18 protein-coding genes are annotated in these 18798 nt (G+C 42.7%); 3 read left to right on the top strand and 15 right to left on the bottom strand.

What is annotated here, in order from left to right; all coding sequences use genetic code 11:
• Positions 1 to 456 precede the first annotated feature (456 nt).
• On the bottom strand, positions 457 to 2556 hold the full coding sequence (locus tag FFM75_RS10590) for an LTA synthase family protein (RefSeq protein ID WP_137629221.1): 2100 nt from the start codon (positions 2554 to 2556) through the stop codon (positions 457 to 459).
• Between the two features lie 146 nt (positions 2557 to 2702).
• Positions 2703 to 2939 carry a YkuJ family protein gene (locus FFM75_RS10595; protein ID WP_137629150.1) on the bottom strand — a complete coding sequence of 79 codons (237 nt, stop codon included), beginning with the start codon at positions 2937 to 2939 and terminating at the stop codon, positions 2703 to 2705.
• A gap of 191 nt (positions 2940 to 3130) precedes the next feature.
• Here FFM75_RS10595 and FFM75_RS10600 point away from each other — a divergent pair, with 191 nt between their 5' ends.
• Positions 3131 to 4318 (top strand): pyridoxal phosphate-dependent aminotransferase, encoded by a 1188-nt coding sequence (locus FFM75_RS10600; protein ID WP_137629151.1) that lies wholly within the window; start codon positions 3131 to 3133, stop codon positions 4316 to 4318.
• A gap of 55 nt (positions 4319 to 4373) precedes the next feature.
• Here the strand turns inward: FFM75_RS10600 and FFM75_RS10605 are convergent, their stop codons facing one another.
• From FFM75_RS10605 to FFM75_RS10635, 7 genes are all read right to left on the bottom strand, one after another.
• Complete coding sequence (locus FFM75_RS10605) at positions 4374 to 5582, bottom strand: D-alanyl-D-alanine carboxypeptidase family protein (RefSeq protein WP_223876668.1); 1209 nt, start codon at positions 5580 to 5582, stop codon at positions 4374 to 4376.
• A 93-nt stretch (positions 5583 to 5675) separates the two neighbouring features.
• Positions 5676 to 6722 carry a lysylphosphatidylglycerol synthase transmembrane domain-containing protein gene (locus FFM75_RS10610; RefSeq protein WP_137629153.1) on the bottom strand — a complete coding sequence of 349 codons (1047 nt, stop codon included), beginning with the start codon at positions 6720 to 6722 and terminating at the stop codon, positions 5676 to 5678.
• A gap of 2 nt (positions 6723 to 6724) precedes the next feature.
• Positions 6725 to 7747, bottom strand: coding sequence for a glycosyltransferase family 4 protein (locus tag FFM75_RS10615; RefSeq protein WP_137629154.1), 1023 nt, complete (start codon positions 7745 to 7747; stop codon positions 6725 to 6727).
• Positions 7748 to 7758: 11 nt separating this feature from the next.
• Complete coding sequence (locus tag FFM75_RS10620; RefSeq protein ID WP_137629155.1) at positions 7759 to 8931, bottom strand: glycosyltransferase family 4 protein; 1173 nt, start codon at positions 8929 to 8931, stop codon at positions 7759 to 7761.
• A 272-nt stretch (positions 8932 to 9203) separates the two neighbouring features.
• The gene (gene ptsP / locus FFM75_RS10625; protein ID WP_137629156.1) at positions 9204 to 10934 is read right to left on the bottom strand and encodes a phosphoenolpyruvate--protein phosphotransferase; all 1731 of its coding nucleotides are present in this window, start codon (positions 10932 to 10934) and stop codon (positions 9204 to 9206) included.
• Positions 10934 to 11200: a phosphocarrier protein HPr gene (locus FFM75_RS10630; RefSeq protein ID WP_057705283.1), complete on the bottom strand. Its 267-nt coding sequence runs from the start codon at positions 11198 to 11200 to the stop codon at positions 10934 to 10936. Before FFM75_RS10630 ends, ptsP begins: the two co-directional genes overlap by 1 nt.
• Before the next feature lie 144 nt (positions 11201 to 11344).
• Positions 11345 to 11542 (bottom strand): hypothetical protein, encoded by a 198-nt coding sequence (locus tag FFM75_RS10635; RefSeq protein ID WP_137629157.1) that lies wholly within the window; start codon positions 11540 to 11542, stop codon positions 11345 to 11347.
• 401 nt (positions 11543 to 11943) lie between these two features.
• On the opposite strand from FFM75_RS10635, the gene FFM75_RS10640 reads away from it, so the two are divergent.
• Positions 11944 to 14169: an ATP-dependent Clp protease ATP-binding subunit gene (locus FFM75_RS10640; protein ID WP_137629158.1), complete on the top strand. Its 2226-nt coding sequence runs from the start codon at positions 11944 to 11946 to the stop codon at positions 14167 to 14169.
• A 153-nt stretch (positions 14170 to 14322) separates the two neighbouring features.
• Positions 14323 to 14637, top strand: a complete 315-nt coding sequence (locus FFM75_RS10645; RefSeq protein ID WP_137629159.1) for a SemiSWEET family transporter — start codon at positions 14323 to 14325, stop codon at positions 14635 to 14637.
• Between the two features lie 150 nt (positions 14638 to 14787).
• Here the strand turns inward: FFM75_RS10645 and FFM75_RS10650 are convergent, their stop codons facing one another.
• From FFM75_RS10650 to FFM75_RS10675, 6 genes are all read right to left on the bottom strand, one after another.
• Positions 14788 to 15039 carry a hypothetical protein gene (locus tag FFM75_RS10650; RefSeq protein ID WP_137629160.1) on the bottom strand — a complete coding sequence of 84 codons (252 nt, stop codon included), beginning with the start codon at positions 15037 to 15039 and terminating at the stop codon, positions 14788 to 14790.
• 183 nt (positions 15040 to 15222) lie between these two features.
• Positions 15223 to 15780, bottom strand: coding sequence for a hypothetical protein (locus FFM75_RS10655; protein ID WP_137629161.1), 558 nt, complete (start codon positions 15778 to 15780; stop codon positions 15223 to 15225).
• A gap of 75 nt (positions 15781 to 15855) precedes the next feature.
• On the bottom strand, positions 15856 to 16629 hold the full coding sequence (locus FFM75_RS10660; protein ID WP_137629162.1) for a spore germination YkwD domain-containing protein: 774 nt from the start codon (positions 16627 to 16629) through the stop codon (positions 15856 to 15858).
• A complete protein-coding gene (locus FFM75_RS10665) occupies positions 16629 to 17669 on the bottom strand; it encodes a CAP domain-containing protein (RefSeq protein WP_137629163.1) in 1041 nt (346 codons plus the stop codon). The genes FFM75_RS10660 and FFM75_RS10665 overlap by 1 nt, the downstream gene beginning before the upstream one ends.
• 28 nt (positions 17670 to 17697) lie before the next feature.
• Positions 17698 to 18213 (bottom strand): hypothetical protein, encoded by a 516-nt coding sequence (locus FFM75_RS10670; RefSeq protein WP_137629164.1) that lies wholly within the window; start codon positions 18211 to 18213, stop codon positions 17698 to 17700.
• 32 nt (positions 18214 to 18245) lie between these two features.
• Complete coding sequence (locus tag FFM75_RS10675) at positions 18246 to 18785, bottom strand: hypothetical protein (RefSeq protein ID WP_137629165.1); 540 nt, start codon at positions 18783 to 18785, stop codon at positions 18246 to 18248.
• Positions 18786 to 18798: the final 13 nt, after the last annotated feature.

An 18798-nucleotide genomic window follows, 5' to 3' on the forward strand; every position in this document is an offset into this window, starting at 1 on the left:
GTTTGCTACTAATTAAATTAGTAGACCCTACACATTTGATTCGTCGAAACTTTGTTCAGTTTTCAAAGGTCTAAATCCGTTGGTTGATTGCCTCAACACAACTTAATCAGTTTATCATTGTGACAGATAACTGTCAACAACTTTTTTAAATCAATTAATTAAGTGACGTGGTTGATTTGTTCAACACAACGTTTATAAGAATAACAAATCAATTTCAAACTGTCAACTCTTTTTAAGAAGAATTTGAATAATTATGCAATTGATGTCATTCATTAATAACGCTTGAACCGCTACGGTTTGGCTGTTTAACAGCACCTCTCGCAGCGACAAGTAATATCTTACCAAGGATTAGTATGCAGGTCAAGCGATTTTATGAATTAATTTCAAAAAGACGATTTCACTGCCAAAACATCCAAAAAAGGATGCCGCTAATGCGACATCCTTCCTTAATATAACCTATTTCGAACTGCTGCTAGAACTACTACTGCTGGAGCTAGATAGTTCTGGTGCATCGGTCTTATATAGATCAACAGTTGACTTGCCCTTATGTTTCGACAAGACACTCGTCTTATTCTCTTTTTGAATCTCTTTTAACGACTTCAAAGTCTTCGATACTTTATAACTGTACTTAGACTTATCGACCTTCTTAAAGCCCTTCGGTGTATAGAAACGGAGTAAGTCCCCTTCAATGACCCGATCAGACAGCGAAAGTTCAGTCGTGACATGATTTTGCATCTGCTTGACAGTCTTCTTCTGGGCAGCGGTTGGATTCTTAATCTCAGCCCCCGTCTTTGAGTTATAAATTGTACTCCCAATCTTACTATAGGTCGGTGAAACGAAGTTCCCATTTCTAAAGGCCACGGTCTGGTTGTGTTGTTTCGACAAGAGATCGGTCCCAAATTGAATATAGTCGTTCTTTACCCCTAACAAGTCTAATAAGGTTGGTAAGACGTCGATTTCACCACCATAAGTATGGTTGATCCCGCCTTTAAGCCCCTTCATATGAATCATGAATGGAACCTTTTGGAATTGTGCCAAGTCGTAACTCGTGATGGTCTTCTTCCCTAATAACTGTGCAATAGCTGCGCGGTGATTATTCGAAATCCCATAGTGGTCCCCATACAAGACAATCATACTATTCTTATACAAACCAGCCTTCTTCAAATAGCTTACGAATTCGGCAAAAGCTTGATCCAAATAGTGCGCTGTTTGGACGTACCCATCTACAGTTGAATCCCCAGTCGTTGTTTTGGCAATACTTTGGTTTTGTTTATCTAGCGTATATGGATAATGGTTGGTCAAAGTAATCAGCTTTGCATAGAACGGTTGTGGTAACTGTTCGAGATACTTCACCGTATCCTTAAAGAAGATCTTATCCTTTAGCCCATACCCAATGTTGTAACTCGACTTCTCCTTATAATATGACGAATAGAAGAAGTAATTATATCCCCAGGACTTGTAAGCATTGTCCCGGTTCCAGAAACTAGCCACGTCCCCATGGAACGCTGCACTCGTATAACCTTGTTTCTGTGCCAAAATAGCTGGTGCTGCTTGGAACGTGTTCGAAGTCCCATATTGGGTCATCGCAGAACCAGTTGGTAACCCAAATAAGGAGTTTTCAAGCATCATTTCAGCATCGGAAGTCTTCCCTTGAGCCACTTGGTTATAGAAGTTATCAAAACTCAACGTGCTCTTATTATGATAGAACTTGTTTAAGTTCGGCGTAACTTCCTTACCATTGACCTTATAATCAATTAAAAATTGTTGGAAACTTTCCAAGTGAATGATAAAGACGTTTTTACCTTTAGCCTTACCATAATACTTGATATTGGTATCAGCCTTATTTTTCTTCAAATAAGCTAAGACACTCTTCAAATCACTACTGCTAGCTTTAGCTCGGGTCGCACTTTCCTTTTCAGTCTGGTAGAAACTATACCCAGCATAGGTGTTTAGCCCTAAATACTTCACAATATAGTTATTATCAAACGTCCGGGTCAGTAATTGTGAACGATCATGTTCAGACATCCCCAAATCGACAGCAAACAACGCGACCCCAATCATGGTCAACGTCGCCGCGTACCGAATCTTAAACGGCCGCGGATCAATGCGAATAACCTTAAAGACTAGGAGCAAGATTAATAAAACCACGTCCGCATAAACTAAGAAGTCGGTCGCATGGATAATCTGACCCAAGCTGGTCCCTAGGTTATTACTAGCAGCCCCGGAACTCTTAATGACCCCGGCAGACATAAAGTCTGAGAATTCACGGTAGTACAAAATATTGGCAAATAGCCAGGTGGTTTGTAAAGCATCGATGATCATCATCATCCAATACTTTAACCGGCCCCGGAAATATAACGCGATTCCCAATAAGATAATCGCCGTTGGGAACGGATTTAAGACCAAAATAAATTGCTGGACGGCACCTTTAACCCCCAGCGTAAACTCTGTCTTATACGCGATATATGTCTTTAGCCAAAATAAGACCACGGTCAGCGTGAAAAAGCCTAAGGTTGTATTGACTTTACCAACCGTGTTTTTGATAAATTTGGGCATCATAATTCCTCCGTCATTGCTATTAACAAATCCATATTATAACGGTTGAGTGCTCGTTCGCAATTACTTGAAGATTTCTTCAACAATTCTTCAATATTCAACGCATAATATGGATCAGTCTATAAAATATCTAATTGGCGGAAATGCTAATTGTCCGTTAACAAGTCGTATAGTTCAATCGCAACTAAGTCGATGTTATCGAATTCAAATGTTTGGTCCGGATTGAATTCTTGTAAGGTGTAAGTTGACGTTGCTGGGTCATAGGCAACTTGACCGCGTTCAACGCCTTCCTTTTCGAACCGTCGTGATTGTACTTCGGTTGCTTCAGTATTACGCATTACTTCTAATCGTTTGAGAATTGCTGATAATTCAGATTTTTCCATTATAATAATCTCGCTCCTTAAGTTTTGTTTTCATTCTAGCAAAAAATGAGCTACATAGCACCCTTTTTAGCGATAAAGCTCACTTTAAGACCAAAATTCGCCTTTTTAATTATAACCCAATCCGACCAATTGTCCCTACCAAGATGTGATAAAATTAACCTAACTTATAAAAATACAAAGGAGCCCTTCCTATGACGTTATTTAGAGATGATCTTAATGATACGATTGCCCAGATTCAAGTTTCGACGATCCGCCAATTTGATGAAGAAGTCAGTGCAATTCCTGACATGGTCAAACTAACTTTAGGTGAACCAGATTTCAATACTCCAGAACACGTTAAAGCCGCCGCTAAAAAAGCGATCGACGATAACTTCTCTCACTATACTGGGATGGCTGGCTTACTTGAATTACGTCAAGCCGCTGCTAAGTTCCAAGAAAAGAAATACGGGTTACACTACGATGCTGAAGATCAAGTCTTAGTTACCGTCGGGGCAACTGAAGCCATTGCGACCGCCTTGACCACGATCTGCAATCCTGGTGACGCGATTATCGTGCCATCGCCAATCTTCCCAGCCTACATCCCAATCATTCAAGAAGCGCGCGCTACCCCACTCTTCATGGATACTGGCGTCAATGACTTTGTCATCACGCCACAAATGGTTGATGACTTTATTGCCGCTCACCCAGACGAACACTTCAAAGGGATTATTATGAACTATCCGAATAACCCAACCGGTGTGACTTACGTTGAAGACGAAATCAAAGCCTTAGCTGCTTGCTTCAAGAAGCATAACCTTTGGGTCGTTTCAGATGAAATCTACAGTGAATTAACTTACGGGAGCACCCACGTCTCAATGGCGAAGTTTATTCCGGACGAAACCATTTTAATCAATGGCTTATCGAAGTCCCATGCCATGACTGGTTGGCGCATCGGCTTCTTATTTGCTTCTAAAGAAATGACCGCGCAAATGAAGAAAGTTCACCAATATTACGTCACTGCAGCAACTACCGTGGCCCAAAAAGCCGGGATTGAAGCTTTAGACAACGGGATTGATGATGCCATTCCAATGCGTGAAGAGTATCAAAAGCGCCGCGACTTCGTTTATAAGACGATGAACGGCCTTGGCTTTAAGATTGCACGACCAACCGGGGCCTTTTACATCTTTGCTAAGATTCCAGCCGGCTTTGAACAAGATTCAATGGCCTTTTGTAAAGACTTGGCTCGCAAGAATCACCTCGCCATCATTCCAGGGACTGGCTTTGGTGAACAAGGCGAAGGCTACGTGCGCTTGAGCTATGCTGCTAGCATGGAAAAGCTTGAAAAAGCAATGGACCGTTTAACCGCTTATATTCAAAACGCTGATAACAAAACAGCTTAATTACCACTAACGAAAAGACGTTACCACAACTAATCTCAGTTGTGATAACGCCTTTTTAATTTGCAAAAGCTAAATTTAAATTCAATGGTTGTTTCACTGTCGTCGTTGTCGCCCATTGCATCGGGCCACCAATCGTCACCGCTGTTGGGGTCACGTATTGAATCGTCGTGGTGGTCCCGGACAACGGATCCGTTAAACGTAACCGCATGACTGGGGTCCGTGCAGCCAAGTAGTTTGGTCGATTTTTCAACAAGCTCACAGCTAATTGTTGCGTTGCCTGAAGTGGTTGCTTTTGATTTTCCCATGCACTGGTTGTTGAAGCCGCCACTAAGCTTAACGTCGTCTTAGTGCCTGGCACCCGATAGTTCACGGTCGTTGGGGCAACTTGATGATAAACTTCTTGTTGTTTTAACATCAAGCGCAAATTGTTATTGGCCGTAAACTTCCATTTTGACCCCAGCGTCGTGGCAATCATGCGCCGCCCATTTTGATGGAAAGTCGCGACTAAACAGCCCCCAGCTTGGTCCGTATATCCGGTCTTTAAGCCATCTACCTTGACACGGGCATCATAATAACTTTGGCCTTTTAAAATCAACACCGAGGTTGGGACCCGATACCCATGAATCTTGACCGCACTCTGATTCGATACTTTAACGATATCTGGATATTCATTGACTAAATGTTGCGCCACAATCGTAATTGCCTTGGCCGATACCAGGTTTTGCGCCGTATCGCTCGTGCCTTTGAGATTCAACTGATAGGTCGTTAAATCAGTATTGTCTAAGCCCGATGCGCTGACAAAGTTCGCTTCCAAATCCCATTTTTTAGCCTGGGCATTCATCATGGCAATAAATTTCGCATTACTGCCACCGACATATTCGCCTAACGCGATCGCACTACTATTAGACGACCCGACTAGCGTGGCGGCAAATAGTTGCCGGACCGTAAACTGATACTTCTTGGCCATCGGCATGGTCGACAACGTACTGCTCGTCGCCATTTTGCGGACATTGCTTTTTATCGGCACATTATCAGTCCATTTGATTTTACCTTCCTTAATGGCCGTTTCCACTAGATATAAGGTCATTAACTTACTCAACGACGCAATCGGGAGCTTTTTATCCGCATTTTGCGCATAGACGGCTTGACCAGTCTTCGCATCAATAATATAAGCCGCTTTAACTTGGTTGGCCTTGCTGGTCTTCGCTTGTCCCGTCACGCTGAGGGCACCTAAGCTAACAACCATCACGGCTAGTAAGCTCATTACCCGAACCAACCTTGTGTGCATTAACTTCAACATAAAAACTCCTTTAACCACAAAAAGCGCTGGCCAGTTGCTAGCGCTTCGTTATTTGATTTAATCTTCTGACGATTCCGGCGTGGTAATCGGAATTTCTTCCGCTTTCTCCGGCCGCATCGCCATGGCGATCATTCCTAAGAACAACCCCAAATAATACGTCAAGATTCGCCAAATTAGCATCGCTAAGATCAACTTACTGTGACTCGGGATAAACTTGGCAAACAACTCAGTAAAGCCAAACTCAGCCCCACCAGCGCCCCCAGGAATCGGGAACAATGAAGTCACTAAGAAAATCAAGACGTTCAGACTAGTGACCATAATGACATTGATGCCGGTATACCCCATTGCCCGCATAATAAAATACGGAATCAAGTAGTAGAACAACAACTGGAAAAACGTGACGATACAGACTTCCAGCAGCATCCGCCAATCTTTCGTCATCCGCAAGCTTTCTTCGTAGAACGAATCGATCTTAGTACTGATATTAGCTTCAAACTGGGCAAACCGTTCAGCCTTCATGAACCAACTCACTGGAATCAAGACGACTTTAACGGCCTTTTTGGTGAAATTATACCAATACATCACCAGGAGCAACCCGACGATAACGGCAAAATGAATCAAGAAGCCAAAAAAGACGTACAACGATAAATAACTCAACTTTTCCGCTAAGTAATGAAACCCAATTAACATCGCAAATAAGAAGTTCAAGACGACCATCGCTTGAAAGACGACGAACTTCATCAAAGCGACCGAACTGGCACGTCCCGCATCGATACCTGATTGCGCCATCACAAAGATTTGTGCTGGTTGGCCCCCAGATGAAAATGGCGTAATCCCATTAAATAATTGTTCCGCTAGTGGCACGCGTAAGGCACTGCGAAATGAATAGTGCCGGTAGCGATGCCGGACAAACTTCTGGACGACGACGGCTTCTAAGCCAAAGTACAAGGCAATACAACCGAGTGCGACTAATAGCCACCACCAGTTTAACGTGGCGATATCAGACATTAAGTTACTTAACTTCACATTCCGGAGTGAATACCACGAAATGCCGACCCCTAATAACACCATGATCAATAATGACCATATGTTTTTTCTCGTCATGGCTACCCCTCTTTTGCTTGTTGCAAGTAAAAATCATGCCAGATCTTGGCTAAGCGTTCCTCCGAGTAATCTTTGGAGGCTAAGACCGCTTTATCATGCAAGAACTGCATGCCAGCCGGATTATCCCGCAATTGGTCAATCTTATGTTGCATATCATCAACATCACTAGCCGCTTCATAGTAGCCATCAATAATGGCCCGGTATAAATCCAAATCCCGCAACAACACTGGTGTACCACAACTAAATGCTTCTAAGACTGACATCGGGAAAAGCTCGTTATACGATGGCAATAAGAACAAGTCCGCCATATTATAGTAGTCGACTAATTCTTCGCGGTCGACAATCCCCGGAAACGATAAGTTTGCTGGTGGATTATCAACAACTTTCTTGAGGTCTTCATAACCGTCCGTAATCCGCCCAAACGAAAAACCACCCGCCCAGACGAACTGGATATCCGGATTGCGTTTGGCCAGCTTAATAAAATCAGGCACCCCTTTGCGGTCTTGAATCTGCCCGGTCCCTAAGATCATGAATTTATCGCGGTCATACCCATATTGCTGACGTAAGCGCGCTTGCTTAGACGCCGTCATTTCGTAAAATTCACGTTTACTGACAAAGTTCGGAATATAAGTTACATCCGCGCGGCTAATATGATAAGCCTCTAACTTTGGAATAAACGTGGGGTTAACGACCACGATATGGTCCATCCGCTTGTAAAAGGAAATCAAATAACGATTAAAAATCGCTTGAAATGGTTTAGGTAACTTTAAGCTACCTTCTAAAGTCTCTGGCAAAAAATGCACATAACCAATCTTACGACCGCGATTCGGCATGAACGTCGACAAATAAAACATTGGATTAACCGTATGGTAATGCGAAATCTTCGAGCGCCCATAACGGTTGACCTTAATATTGAATTCATCTTGCCAATGTGTCTGTAACAAACGCATTAATTCTTGATAAGCGCTACCGACACCCTGACCCTTGACCGAGTCAGCTTTCGAAAACATGGTAATGTTTAGCATAGTTCGTCCCCTTAGTTGCTGATGTTTGCTGACTTCGTTTCAGAATAAGCCAACTGCACATCTTGATAGTAATTAATGATTTGCTTGCCAAAGTACTCGGCTGAAATCTGGTAAAGTTTCTTTTGACGCGGTTTCGGATCATCAAAGGCATGTGGGTGTTGCAAGTAGCTGGCCGCATCATGGACCAACCCCTCTTCACTCGTAAACGTTGTCCCAAGTGATGGATCATCTAATAATTGATCCGTATATGGACTTGAGGCAATCACCATCTTGAGTCCCGCTGCCATCGCTTCAATATAAGTCAATCCTTGTGATTCGGAGTTCGATGCGGAGACAAATAGGTCCGCTAAATGATAGTAATTATAAACTTCATCATTATCGATTTCCCCCGCAAATTGTACGTGGTCGGTTAAACCAGCGTCTTTGACTTGGTTTTCCAAGGTCTCTCTGGCAGGACCATCCCCGACAATTAATAATTGCGCCTTGGGTACTTTGGCCAAAATCGCAGGTAGGGCCGCGATCACTTCATGGATATTCTTTTCATAAGCCAAGCGACTCAACGAGAGTAAGACTGGGGTATCAGGTGCATACCCCAACTTTTGCCGGTAATCTTCGGTCGATTCTTGTTCATATTGGTTGATATCAATCCCAGTTGGAATAATCCGAATCGGCGCTTTGACCCCATAGCCCTTCAAGGTCCGTGAGACCCGTTGACTAGGTGCCACGACCCCGTTTAAGTGGTAGCAATAGGCGCGCGTCGCTTCCTTCACATGATACGGCTTGAGTAGCTTACCGTTAGCGATGTAGTGTAAATAATCTTCATACATCGTGTGATACGTGTGAATGCAAGGAATCTTCAATTGCTTGGCGACAAACTTACCAATCATCCCCATCGAAAATTCCGTTTGGGTATGCACGATATCTAGGCCTAAGTCTTTGGCAACCTGGTAGGCTTTAAATAAGCCGCGCACCGCAATGCGGCGATCAGTAAACGACACGAATGGAATACTTGTGAAACGGAAAATATTCCGTTCATAAATATTCTTGTCGACATGGGGATCCGTGGTCGTGAAAATATAGACCTGATGACCAGCCCGTTCGAGTTGATTGCGCAGCACCTTGATTGACGTTGCCACCCCACTCACCTGTGGATAGTATGTATCTGTAAATATCCCGATATTCACGTAGATTCTCCCTTTATTTCCGGCCATCACTAAAACGTTAATGACCACCGTTGCTTCAACTAACAGAGTAACCTCGTTAATTGAGCGCTTTCGTCCAGTCTCAATAATTAATTATAACAATTATATTGGTTCGATATCAGACTTGCAAATATTCTTAAGATAAATTAAGAGTTCCCTGAAAATCGGCCCTTGAAACCGAAAAAAAAAAACAGCACCTAAAACCTGGGCGGCTTTAAGTGCTGTATCAAGATTAGTCTCACAAACGATTTCGATTAGTTACCGAAAACGTTCTTTTCAACTAATTCTTTAACTTCTTCATTAGTAACACATTCGTTAATGGCGCGGTCAGCTAACTTAGCCATTTCGGTCGTGTCAATCGTCTTCATCAATGAACGGGTCTTCAATACTGAAGTTGAGCTCATTGAGAATTCGTCCAAGCCTAAGCCCATCAATAATGGTACCGCAACTTGGTCACCGGCAACTTCACCACACATGCCCGCAATGCGGCCATTAGCATGGGCAGCGTCGATAACATGCTTGATTAACCGTAACAACGATGGGTTGTATGGTTGATACAAGTATGACACGTGTTCGTTACCACGATCGGCAGCGAATGAGTATTGGATCAAGTCGTTCGTCCCAATACTAAAGAAGTCAACTTCCTTAGCAAATTGGTCAGCTAAAATAGCTGCGGCTGGAATTTCGATCATGATCCCAAGCTTGATATCATCAGCAACTGGCGTACCGTCAGCAACCAATTTGGCCTTTTCTTCTTCGAAGATGGCCTTAGCCTTGCGGAATTCATCCAAAGTGGCAATCATTGGGAACATAATCCGTAATTGACCATAGTGGGAAGCCCGTAACAAGGCCCGTAATTGGGTCCGGAAGATATCGTCGCGATCAAGAGAAATCCGGATAGCCCGGTAACCCAAGAATGGGTTCATTTCATCAGGAAGTGGCAAGTATGGTAAATGCTTGTCCCCACCGATATCCATGGTCCGAACAATCACGGGTTTGCCGTTCATGCCTTCGACAACCTTTTTGTAGGCTTCGAATTGGGTGTCTTCATCAGGTAATTCTGCACTGTTCATGTACAAGAATTCTGAACGGAACAACCCAACGGCTTCAGAACCAGCATCCAAAACGCCATCCATATCGTCAGGAGTCCCAATGTTTGAAGCTAATTCGAAGTGCTTACCGTCTTTAGAAACGGTTGCTTCGTTCTTAAGCTTTTCCCATTCGGCCTTTTGAGCGGCGAAATCTTTGGCTTTTTGTTGGTAGTCACTGATTTCAGCATCAGTTGGATCGATTAAAGCTTCACCGTTGATCCCATCAAGGATAACCGTGGTGCCTTCTTTGATATCCGTCGTTGCGGTTTCAGAACCAACAACAGCAGGGATTTCAAGGGTCCGTGACATGATAGCTGAATGACTCGTCCGTCCACCGATATCGGTGATGAACCCTTTAACGAAGTTACGGTCAAGTTGAGCCGTATCACTAGGGGTCAAATCGTGGGCTACCACGATAACTTCAGAATCGATTAAAGCGGGACTTGGTAAGGTTACCCCTAACAAGTGACTTAAAACCCGCTTCGTAACGTCGCGAATATCGCCAGCACGTTCTTGCATGTAGGCGTTATCGGTCATTGCTTCGAACATTGAGATGAAAGTATCAGTAACTTCCTTCAAGGCTTCTTCTGCGTTGACTTTATCATCCTTAATCTTACCTTCAATTTGCCCTAACATTTCCGGGTCAGATAAAATCGTGATGTGAGCTTCAAAAACTTCGGCTTCTTCAGCACCTAAGTTTTCAACGGCCTTGTCTTTGATGACTTGGAGTTCCGACTTAGAAGCGTCAAAAGCGTCATGCAACCGTTTGATTTCGGCATCGACATCAGAAACGGTCGTCTTTTCGAATGATAAATCTGGATCAACTAGCATATAGGCCTTAGCAATCGCGATACCATCACTGGCAGCGATTCCTTTTAGTACCTTTTCAGCCATTATTCAGATAATCCTTCTTTCTTCATCGTTTCAGCTAAAGCAGCGATAGCATCAGCTTCGTCAGCACCTTCAGCAGAAATGGTAACATCAGCATCTTTACCAACACCGAGTGACATAACACCCATGATTGACTTCAAGTTTACTGATTTGTCTTGGTATTGCAACGTAATTTCTGAGTTGAACTTACTTGCTGATTGTACCAATAAAGTAGCGGGACGTGCGTGGATACCTGTGTCTGCGATTACGTGAAATTCTTTCTTTTCCATAACTATTCGATCTCCTTCAAAGATGTAAATTAATTGGTTCCGAGTCAAGCGAGTTGCCGCCAACACGATTGCTCAAGAGCCCTTAGTATTGATGATAGCAATTATCCAATTGAAATACAAGCCCTTTCATTCATTCAATTGGGATTAATTGGTAGCCTTACCATACTTATCAAAATGGTAAACAACGTGCCCATCTAAGTCGGCCATACCAATGATTCGTTTACGATATTCGTATGACATATAAGCATCATGAAACACCATAAAATCCTTGGGGTCGACACTAAACGTCTCGCGTTCACCCGTGCGCAATGCTTCCATTAAAGCTGTGTAATCAGTTGCCAACCAGTTGCCCCCTTTTATAAACAGTCGAAACCGTTGTTTTCATCAGGTCCTGACCATGCAAAACTAACAGTTTGTACTATAATAATACCAGACGGTTAATTAAGTTGACCAGTCCTAATCAGGTGTTAAATATACAACGGATTAGCTGGCATGACAACTGTAGTGACTGACCGTTAATCAAACCGGAAAATAACTAAATTAATGTTGAATCACCATTTTTTAGGCCGGTACCAACCGCTCGTTATCACCATTTTGCACGTCGAGGCTTATGACTTGCACCGGGTTAAAAAATCGCTATACTAATAGTCAAAGGTCAACAAAGGTCAAAGACATTTGAACCTTTCGCTAAATTAATTCAATCGATTTAGTGATATTTCTGATACGAAAGGTGTGACAGCAATATGCTTTGTGACAACTGCCATAAGAACGAAGCGACGATTCATTTATATACGAACGTCAACGGTCAGCGGCGACAAATCAATCTTTGTCAGAATTGCTATCAACTGCTGAAAAATCAGGAACAGCAACCAAATAACGGAGTTGGAGGTACTGATATGGCACAAGATCCATTCGGTTTTGGTGGACTTGACGATATCTTCCGGGCCATGCAAGGTGGCGGCGTCAATCCTGACGACGCCTACCGGCAACAGCAACAAACCCCACCGACCCAACCAGCTGGTCCGAATAATGGCGGTAACCGCGGCAATCGCGGTGGTGGCCTACTCGGACAATACGGCTACAACCTGACGGATCAAGCCAAACAAGGCAAGATTGACCCCGTCATTGGTCGGGATAACGAAATCAACCGGGTCATTGAGATTTTGAACCGGCGGACGAAGAATAATCCCGTCTTAATTGGTGAAGCCGGTGTTGGTAAAACGGCGGTCGTGGAAGGTTTGGCCCAGAAAGTCGTTTCTGGTCAAGTCCCACAAAAACTACTAAATAAAGAAATCATTCGTTTGGACGTGGCTTCTCTCGTCCAAGGCACTGGGATTCGGGGCCAATTTGAACAACGGATGCAACAATTAATGAAGGAAGTGCAATCGAATCCAAATATCATCCTCTTCATTGACGAAATCCATGAAATCATGGGTGCCGGTAATGCTGAAGGTGGTATGGATGCTGGGAATGTCTTAAAACCAGCCTTAGCACGTGGCGACTTCCAATTAGTTGGGGCAACGACGCTCAACGAATATCGCGACATCGAAAAAGATGCCGCCCTCGCCCGGCGGTTCCAACCAGTCACGGTTGATGAACCAAGTGTCGAAGAATCCATCAAGATTTTACAAGGGATTCAAAAGAAGTACGAAGATTATCATCATGTGAAATACAATGCTGATGCGATCGTCGCAGCGGTTAAGTTATCTAACCGCTACATTCAAGATCGGTTCTTACCTGACAAGGCCATCGACTTATTAGATGAAGCTGGGTCGCGTAAGAACTTAACCTTGAAGACGATTGATCCAAAGACGATCCAAGAAAAAATCGATGCTGCTGAACAACAAAAGCAAGACGCTTTGAAGAAGGAAGACTACGAAAAAGCGGCTTACTATCGTGACCAAGTGGCGAAGTTAGAAAAAGCCAAGCCAGATGACAAGGCTGATGCTAGCGAAGACACTGCCACGGTTACCGTTGAAGATATGCAACAAATCGTCGAAGAAAAGACCAGTATCCCAGTTGGCGAATTGCAAGCCAAGGAACAAGCACAAATGAAGACTTTAGCCAGTGACCTTGAACAACACGTGATTGGTCAAGACAAAGCCGTTGCGGCTGTTTCACGGGCGATTCGGCGTAACCGGATTGGGTTGAATGGGACTGGCCGGCCAATTGGGTCATTCATGTTCGTCGGTCCAACCGGGGTTGGGAAGACTGAATTAGCTAAGCAATTAGCTAAGGAACTCTTTGGTTCTGAAGATGCGATGATTCGCTTTGACATGAGTGAATACATGGAACCACATTCAGTGGCGAAATTGATTGGGTCACCACCTGGCTATGTCGGTTACGAAGAAGCCGGTCAGTTGACCGAACAAGTTCGGCGTCATCCATACAGCTTGATTCTGTTGGATGAAATCGAAAAAGCCCATCCAGATGTCATGCATATGTTCTTGCAAATTCTAGATGATGGTCGTTTAACTGACTCACAAGGTCGGACGGTCAGCTTCAAAGATACGATTATTATCATGACATCAAACGCCGGGACCGGTGACGCTGAAGCCAACGTTGGTTTTGGGGCCGCTGCTCAAGGCAAGACGCATGATATTACGAGTCGTTTGGGTGACTACTTCAAGCCTGAATTCTTGAACCGATTTGATGACATTATTCAATTCAATGCTTTATCGAAGGCAAACTTGATGAAGATCGTTGACTTGATGATCGATGACGTCAATGGCATGTTAGCTAACCAAGACTTACATGTCCACGTTACTGAACCTGTTGAAGAAAAGTTAGTCGATCTCGGTTACAACCCACTCATGGGGGCCCGGCCATTGCGGCGAGTCATTCAAGAACAGATTGAAGACCGCATCGCTGACTTCTACTTAGACCATGGTGATGTGAAGAACATGGTTGCCAAAGTTGAAGATGGCAAGATCGTGCTTGCGGCTGAAGAACCTAAAGCAACTGAATAACGATTTCTAATGAAGCACCTAGTCGACTGACTGGGTGCTTTTTTGGTGGTACATCCCTACTGGAAAGCTGTGGTTGAAAACGGATTCGATGTCATTTTGGTTGAAACTAGGCTTTTTACCGTGTTAGGGTGGACGGTAAGGAGTTGATGTTTTATCAAAGTTGATAACGGTAAATATCCATCCGGCGACAATGCCGTTGATCCCAAACGGGTCAAATATCTAAAATTATTGAGTAAACTGGCAACTATCACGTGTATCTCGATGTACGTGTCCTACATTCCAGAAATCATTTCCAACTTTTCTGGTAACCCCGTCTCCCCACTCCAACCACTAGTTGCGATGATTAACGCGACTTTGTGGGTGGGCTACGGCTGGTTCAAGACTTATAAAGATTGGCCAGTGATTATTTCCAACCTACCTGGTATTGTCTTTGGGTTGGTAACCGTAGTGACGGTCTATATTCATTAAGCTTAGTTTGTTAACTTCAAAAACTTAATTAGAAACTAGTTCAGACGGCGTCCCCAATCAACGGGACGTCGTCTTTTTAGATCATGACGCAAAAAATCGCCAACAGCCGGCCCGACCATTGACGATTTTACGACTATTCATTATATAAGCTTACTTTTTAGCATCACACTTGACCGCTACTAACCAATCCTTAAATTCGCCGCGCCCAGCTAAGAAATCACCTTTTAATTTATCTTTTGAATCGTTTGTAACGGCACCTTTAACTTGCATCGCCTTGCCCTTTAATCGATCATCAACACCGTGTTGATGGGCTTCAGCTTCTAACCGCTCCTTGTTCCGCCATAACCAATAACCCCCGAGACTCGCCAAGACCACTGCTAAACTAACGATTGTTTTCTTCATTGGCAGTACCCTCCTGTATTTGAGATTAGTTTTAATATAGCTAATTTAGTTGCGTGACTCAAGTTATATGCTTATGGTTTTGATAAACCGCTATTAATATAAAAAACGTTTAGCTTGGTAGGCTAAACGTTTTTGCTACGGGAAGGTTAAATTATGGTCCTATTTCTCATTTTATTAATGCGTTTACTTGTAAGCTTTAACAGTTACTTTTTTATTAGCGCCCCAAACTTGGAACACTTTTACAGTTTTGCCATTTTTCTTAGTGGACTTATAGTAACCAGGACGTACCATCACTGTTTTAGCTTTTGGCGCTGCTATCGTCTTACTAAACGTCATGGATTTGGTTAACTTGGCATATTTATAACCTTTATATGTTTTGATTCGAACATATGTCGCCTTATGGAGATTACCAGAATCAGCGGCTGTAGCGACCACTTTACCCGTTACCTTAACTGATTTTCCAGATTTGGACTTTTTAGCAGTTAATTTTTTAACATTATAGACATACGTATTATTACTTGCTGTCTGTGCAGCTTCCCACGCAGCATATTCTTCTGGCGTATAGTATTTACCATCTACCGTGAAGTAATGTTCACCATCACCGGTAGTTTCAGTTATTTTATGCGTCTCGACAGTTGTATTACTACTTGCTTGTGCCATTGATGGTGTTACTGACAAACTGCCCATTAACATCCCAATTGTGACTAGACCTAGTGATACTCGTTTCATAATTTTCTTCATCTAATACAACCCCTATTAATTATTAGTATGTGTGCTTCATTTAATTGCATACCGTAAGTTACTTTGATATAAGAACTATAGCTGCTCGTACAAATCATTATGAATCAAAAGTGTAAAAACCTTTCCATTCATCTCAAACCAAACAACACCAATCTTAGTCACATCAGATTGTAAAACACCAGAACTCTTATAATCCGGTTGATTATTTCCTATAATCATAAATGTATCAATAGCGTACTGACCCATGCGTTTACTATTCTTTAAATCATACTTACTTTTTATTTGTGAAAATTCTTGTGACATACCATCCGTCGGTAATCCAACTTTTCCAGCTTCAACATTAAAGCTGTCATCATTAACATCACCGTACTTTGTAGCCGTACTAAACCACTTTTTATATGTCTTAAGCAATGCCATTCGGGCTGGGTCTAGGATAACTGGCTTCATGCCTTTAGCAGCGCGATACTTATTCGTTTGTGCCAAAAACTGTTTAGCCATCGCTGGGTTCATAGCAGCCACAGATGGCGTTGCTTTCCCCGCTTTTAAGTAGCCACGCCATAACCACCCTTGGACTTTCTTACTATCAATATAATAGAAGACCTTTTTCTTACCATTTTGCTTCAACGTCGCGTGCTTCGTTACATATAACGTTGTATTCTGATACGTCTTCGCCTTAGCACGAACTTGATTCAATGCGGTAGAAGTATAGATATTTCCTTGATTTGCGTGATAAGCGGTCCGCTTCACCTGAGTGACTTTAGCTTGGGCGGGTTGCGCATTTATCGTCATCAAACCGATAGCACTTGCACTAGCAATGATAATTAAAAATCGTTTAACCAATTTATGCATTAGTAAAAGCTCCCCCCGACTTTCAGATCAAATAGTCTAGTCTTGTATGAAACATCTGCTTGATCTTCGATATTTGAAACTTTGATCGTATAGGAGTGGTTAACCTTAATTTGACTCCGTTTAGGTAAGAAAGTGACGGTCGTACCATAGTAACCATATGAATCAGAACTGATATCCACATTTGACACTTTCACTTTTTTCTTAGCGGTATTGTCATAAACTGACGCTTTAGGCCGCAAGCTACCGTCACCGGTATATTCATCGTCAAAAGAAATCGTCCATGGCGCCCCATCGCCAGCAACGTTATACGGCATTAAACCAGCATGCGGAAAGGCTAACTTTTTAATTGGTGTTCCCTTTTGATAGTTATCAGTATCAAATACGCGCAAGTCATTGTACGCACCAGCTTGGCCAACACCGACTTTATCAATCTCACCAAGTATCCACAACCGATGCCCAGCGTTTGAGCCGGTGGCGTTATTATTATCACTGACATAACCTGAAATAACATCATATGGTGATGTCACGCCTTCAGCCAAGTTACTTTCATTCGTCGCATCGGCGCCCAGTTTCCAGTTGGCTTTAGATACAAATGATGGCCGCTTAATCCCATCAAGGCCATGGGATAAGCCTTTATCAGCCGCAGCCAACGTGGCTGCCCCGATTTGTGCAGACGTATTCCAAGAACTGTTAGCCGTGACAGCTTTCAGACCAAACATACTCCGGTAGAAGTTAATCCAATTGACGGTCTGCGCCGTATAACCCGCACTTAACTTACCCGCCCGGAACTTCTTTTTGAGAATTGGCTTTTGAGCATACATCCCCTTTGTGCTATTGCCAATCTTCTTGGCTTTTTTACGATAACTAGTCACTTGGGCCCATTGACTAGCGGTATAATATTTTCTTTCTGATTTTGCTTTTTTTGTTTTCTTCTTAGTTTTAGCTTGCGCCGTTATATCGATCTTAGGTGTGATCACCGTTGCGGTTGCGCCTAAAGTGGTCGCAACCATAACAGTACTGACTAATTTGACTAGTTTCATTGCTGATTCCTCCAAAATAACAATTCACTTATTTATTATCTAAGTTCCATAATTGTTTAGCCATCGCTTTCGATGGACTATAAATCACCTGACTGTTAATCATGGGATAGGTTGCTTTAATGACTTTGACAGTCTGCCCTTTATATTTACGAGTCGTCGTGACATAGTTTTCCCGATCACTAGCATGGGTCCCCCATTCAGACATAACATAGGCTTTGCCCTGTTTATAGGCATACATCCATTTGTGAGGATTTTTTCCAATCTTATTGCCTTTATTCAAATCAAATTGATGCATCGTAACCGTTCGCTTGTTTGTTAGACCCATAATCGTTATTCTTTCAGTCCGCTTAGTGGCTGAAAGCTTTACATAGTCATACCCACTCTTCTTTTCATAGTGGTACCAAGTGCCACGAAATTGCTTAGGAATCGTCTTCAACGTCATCTTGGCTTTTGCTTGCGCATTCATAGTTGGCGCGGCAACCGTTGCAACACTCCCCAAACTTGTTGCAGCTAGCGCGATACTCATTAACTTTACTAACTTCATTTGTACTTCCTCCAAATTAAAAATTGCAAATGCTATTTATTATCTAAATTCCATAAATGCTTAGCCATCGCTTTTGATGGACTGTAAATATACCAAGTGCCAGAGTTTGTTGGTGTATTTTTAATCACTTTTACCTTTTTGCCTTTATAGTTGCGGGTCGTCATTGAATACGTACTACGATATTTCGATTCCATGTAAATATAAGCGTCCCAGCTATCCATAATATATTTTGAGCCAGATTTATAAGCAAACATCCATTTATGAGGATTGTTTACATTCGTTTTAGTATTCTTAATTCCTTTATTTAAATCAAACTGATGAATTGTCAAACTTTGGTTATAATGGGACGCATCACTAAACTTAGATTTAGTTTTTAACTTCGTAGCCGAGATCTTCTGATAGCTATATCCATTATTTTCATAATGATACCAAGTGCCACGAAATTGCTTAGGAATCGTCTTCAATGACATCTTCGTCTTGGCTTGCGCATTCATTGTTGGTGCGGCAACCGTCGCAACACTCCCCAAACTTGTTGCAACTAGCGCGATACTCATTAATTTCACTAACTTCATTTGTACTTCCTCC

The organism is Lactiplantibacillus daowaiensis, assembly GCF_005405085.1.
Taxonomy (GTDB): domain Bacteria; phylum Bacillota; class Bacilli; order Lactobacillales; family Lactobacillaceae; genus Lactiplantibacillus; species Lactiplantibacillus daowaiensis.

What these genes read in the sequence shown, in the direction of transcription:
- FFM75_RS10630 (WP_057705283.1), bottom strand. Translation starts at nt 11,200, where the DNA reads ATGGAAAAGAAAGAATTTCACGTAATCGCAGACACAGGTATCCACGCA.
- FFM75_RS10655 (WP_137629161.1), bottom strand. Translation starts at nt 15,780, where the DNA reads ATGAAGAAAATTATGAAACGAGTATCACTAGGTCTAGTCACAATTGGG.
- FFM75_RS10675 (WP_137629165.1), bottom strand. Translation starts at nt 18,785, where the DNA reads ATGAAGTTAGTGAAATTAATGAGTATCGCGCTAGTTGCAACAAGTTTG.
- FFM75_RS10610 (WP_137629153.1), bottom strand. Translation starts at nt 6,722, where the DNA reads ATGACGAGAAAAAACATATGGTCATTATTGATCATGGTGTTATTAGGG.
- FFM75_RS10660 (WP_137629162.1), bottom strand. Translation starts at nt 16,629, where the DNA reads ATGCATAAATTGGTTAAACGATTTTTAATTATCATTGCTAGTGCAAGT.
- FFM75_RS10600 (WP_137629151.1), top strand. Translation starts at nt 3,131, where the DNA reads ATGACGTTATTTAGAGATGATCTTAATGATACGATTGCCCAGATTCAA.
- FFM75_RS10665 (WP_137629163.1), bottom strand. Translation starts at nt 17,669, where the DNA reads ATGAAACTAGTCAAATTAGTCAGTACTGTTATGGTTGCGACCACTTTA.
- FFM75_RS10615 (WP_137629154.1), bottom strand. Translation starts at nt 7,747, where the DNA reads ATGCTAAACATTACCATGTTTTCGAAAGCTGACTCGGTCAAGGGTCAG.
- FFM75_RS10650 (WP_137629160.1), bottom strand. Translation starts at nt 15,039, where the DNA reads ATGAAGAAAACAATCGTTAGTTTAGCAGTGGTCTTGGCGAGTCTCGGG.
- FFM75_RS10595 (WP_137629150.1), bottom strand. Translation starts at nt 2,939, where the DNA reads ATGGAAAAATCTGAATTATCAGCAATTCTCAAACGATTAGAAGTAATG.
- FFM75_RS10590 (WP_137629221.1), bottom strand. Translation starts at nt 2,556, where the DNA reads ATGCCCAAATTTATCAAAAACACGGTTGGTAAAGTCAATACAACCTTA.
- FFM75_RS10605 (WP_223876668.1), bottom strand. Translation starts at nt 5,582, where the DNA reads ATGAGCTTACTAGCCGTGATGGTTGTTAGCTTAGGTGCCCTCAGCGTG.
- ptsP (WP_137629156.1), bottom strand. Translation starts at nt 10,934, where the DNA reads ATGGCTGAAAAGGTACTAAAAGGAATCGCTGCCAGTGATGGTATCGCG.
- FFM75_RS10670 (WP_137629164.1), bottom strand. Translation starts at nt 18,213, where the DNA reads ATGAAGTTAGTAAAGTTAATGAGTATCGCGCTAGCTGCAACAAGTTTG.
- FFM75_RS10640 (WP_137629158.1), top strand. Translation starts at nt 11,944, where the DNA reads ATGCTTTGTGACAACTGCCATAAGAACGAAGCGACGATTCATTTATAT.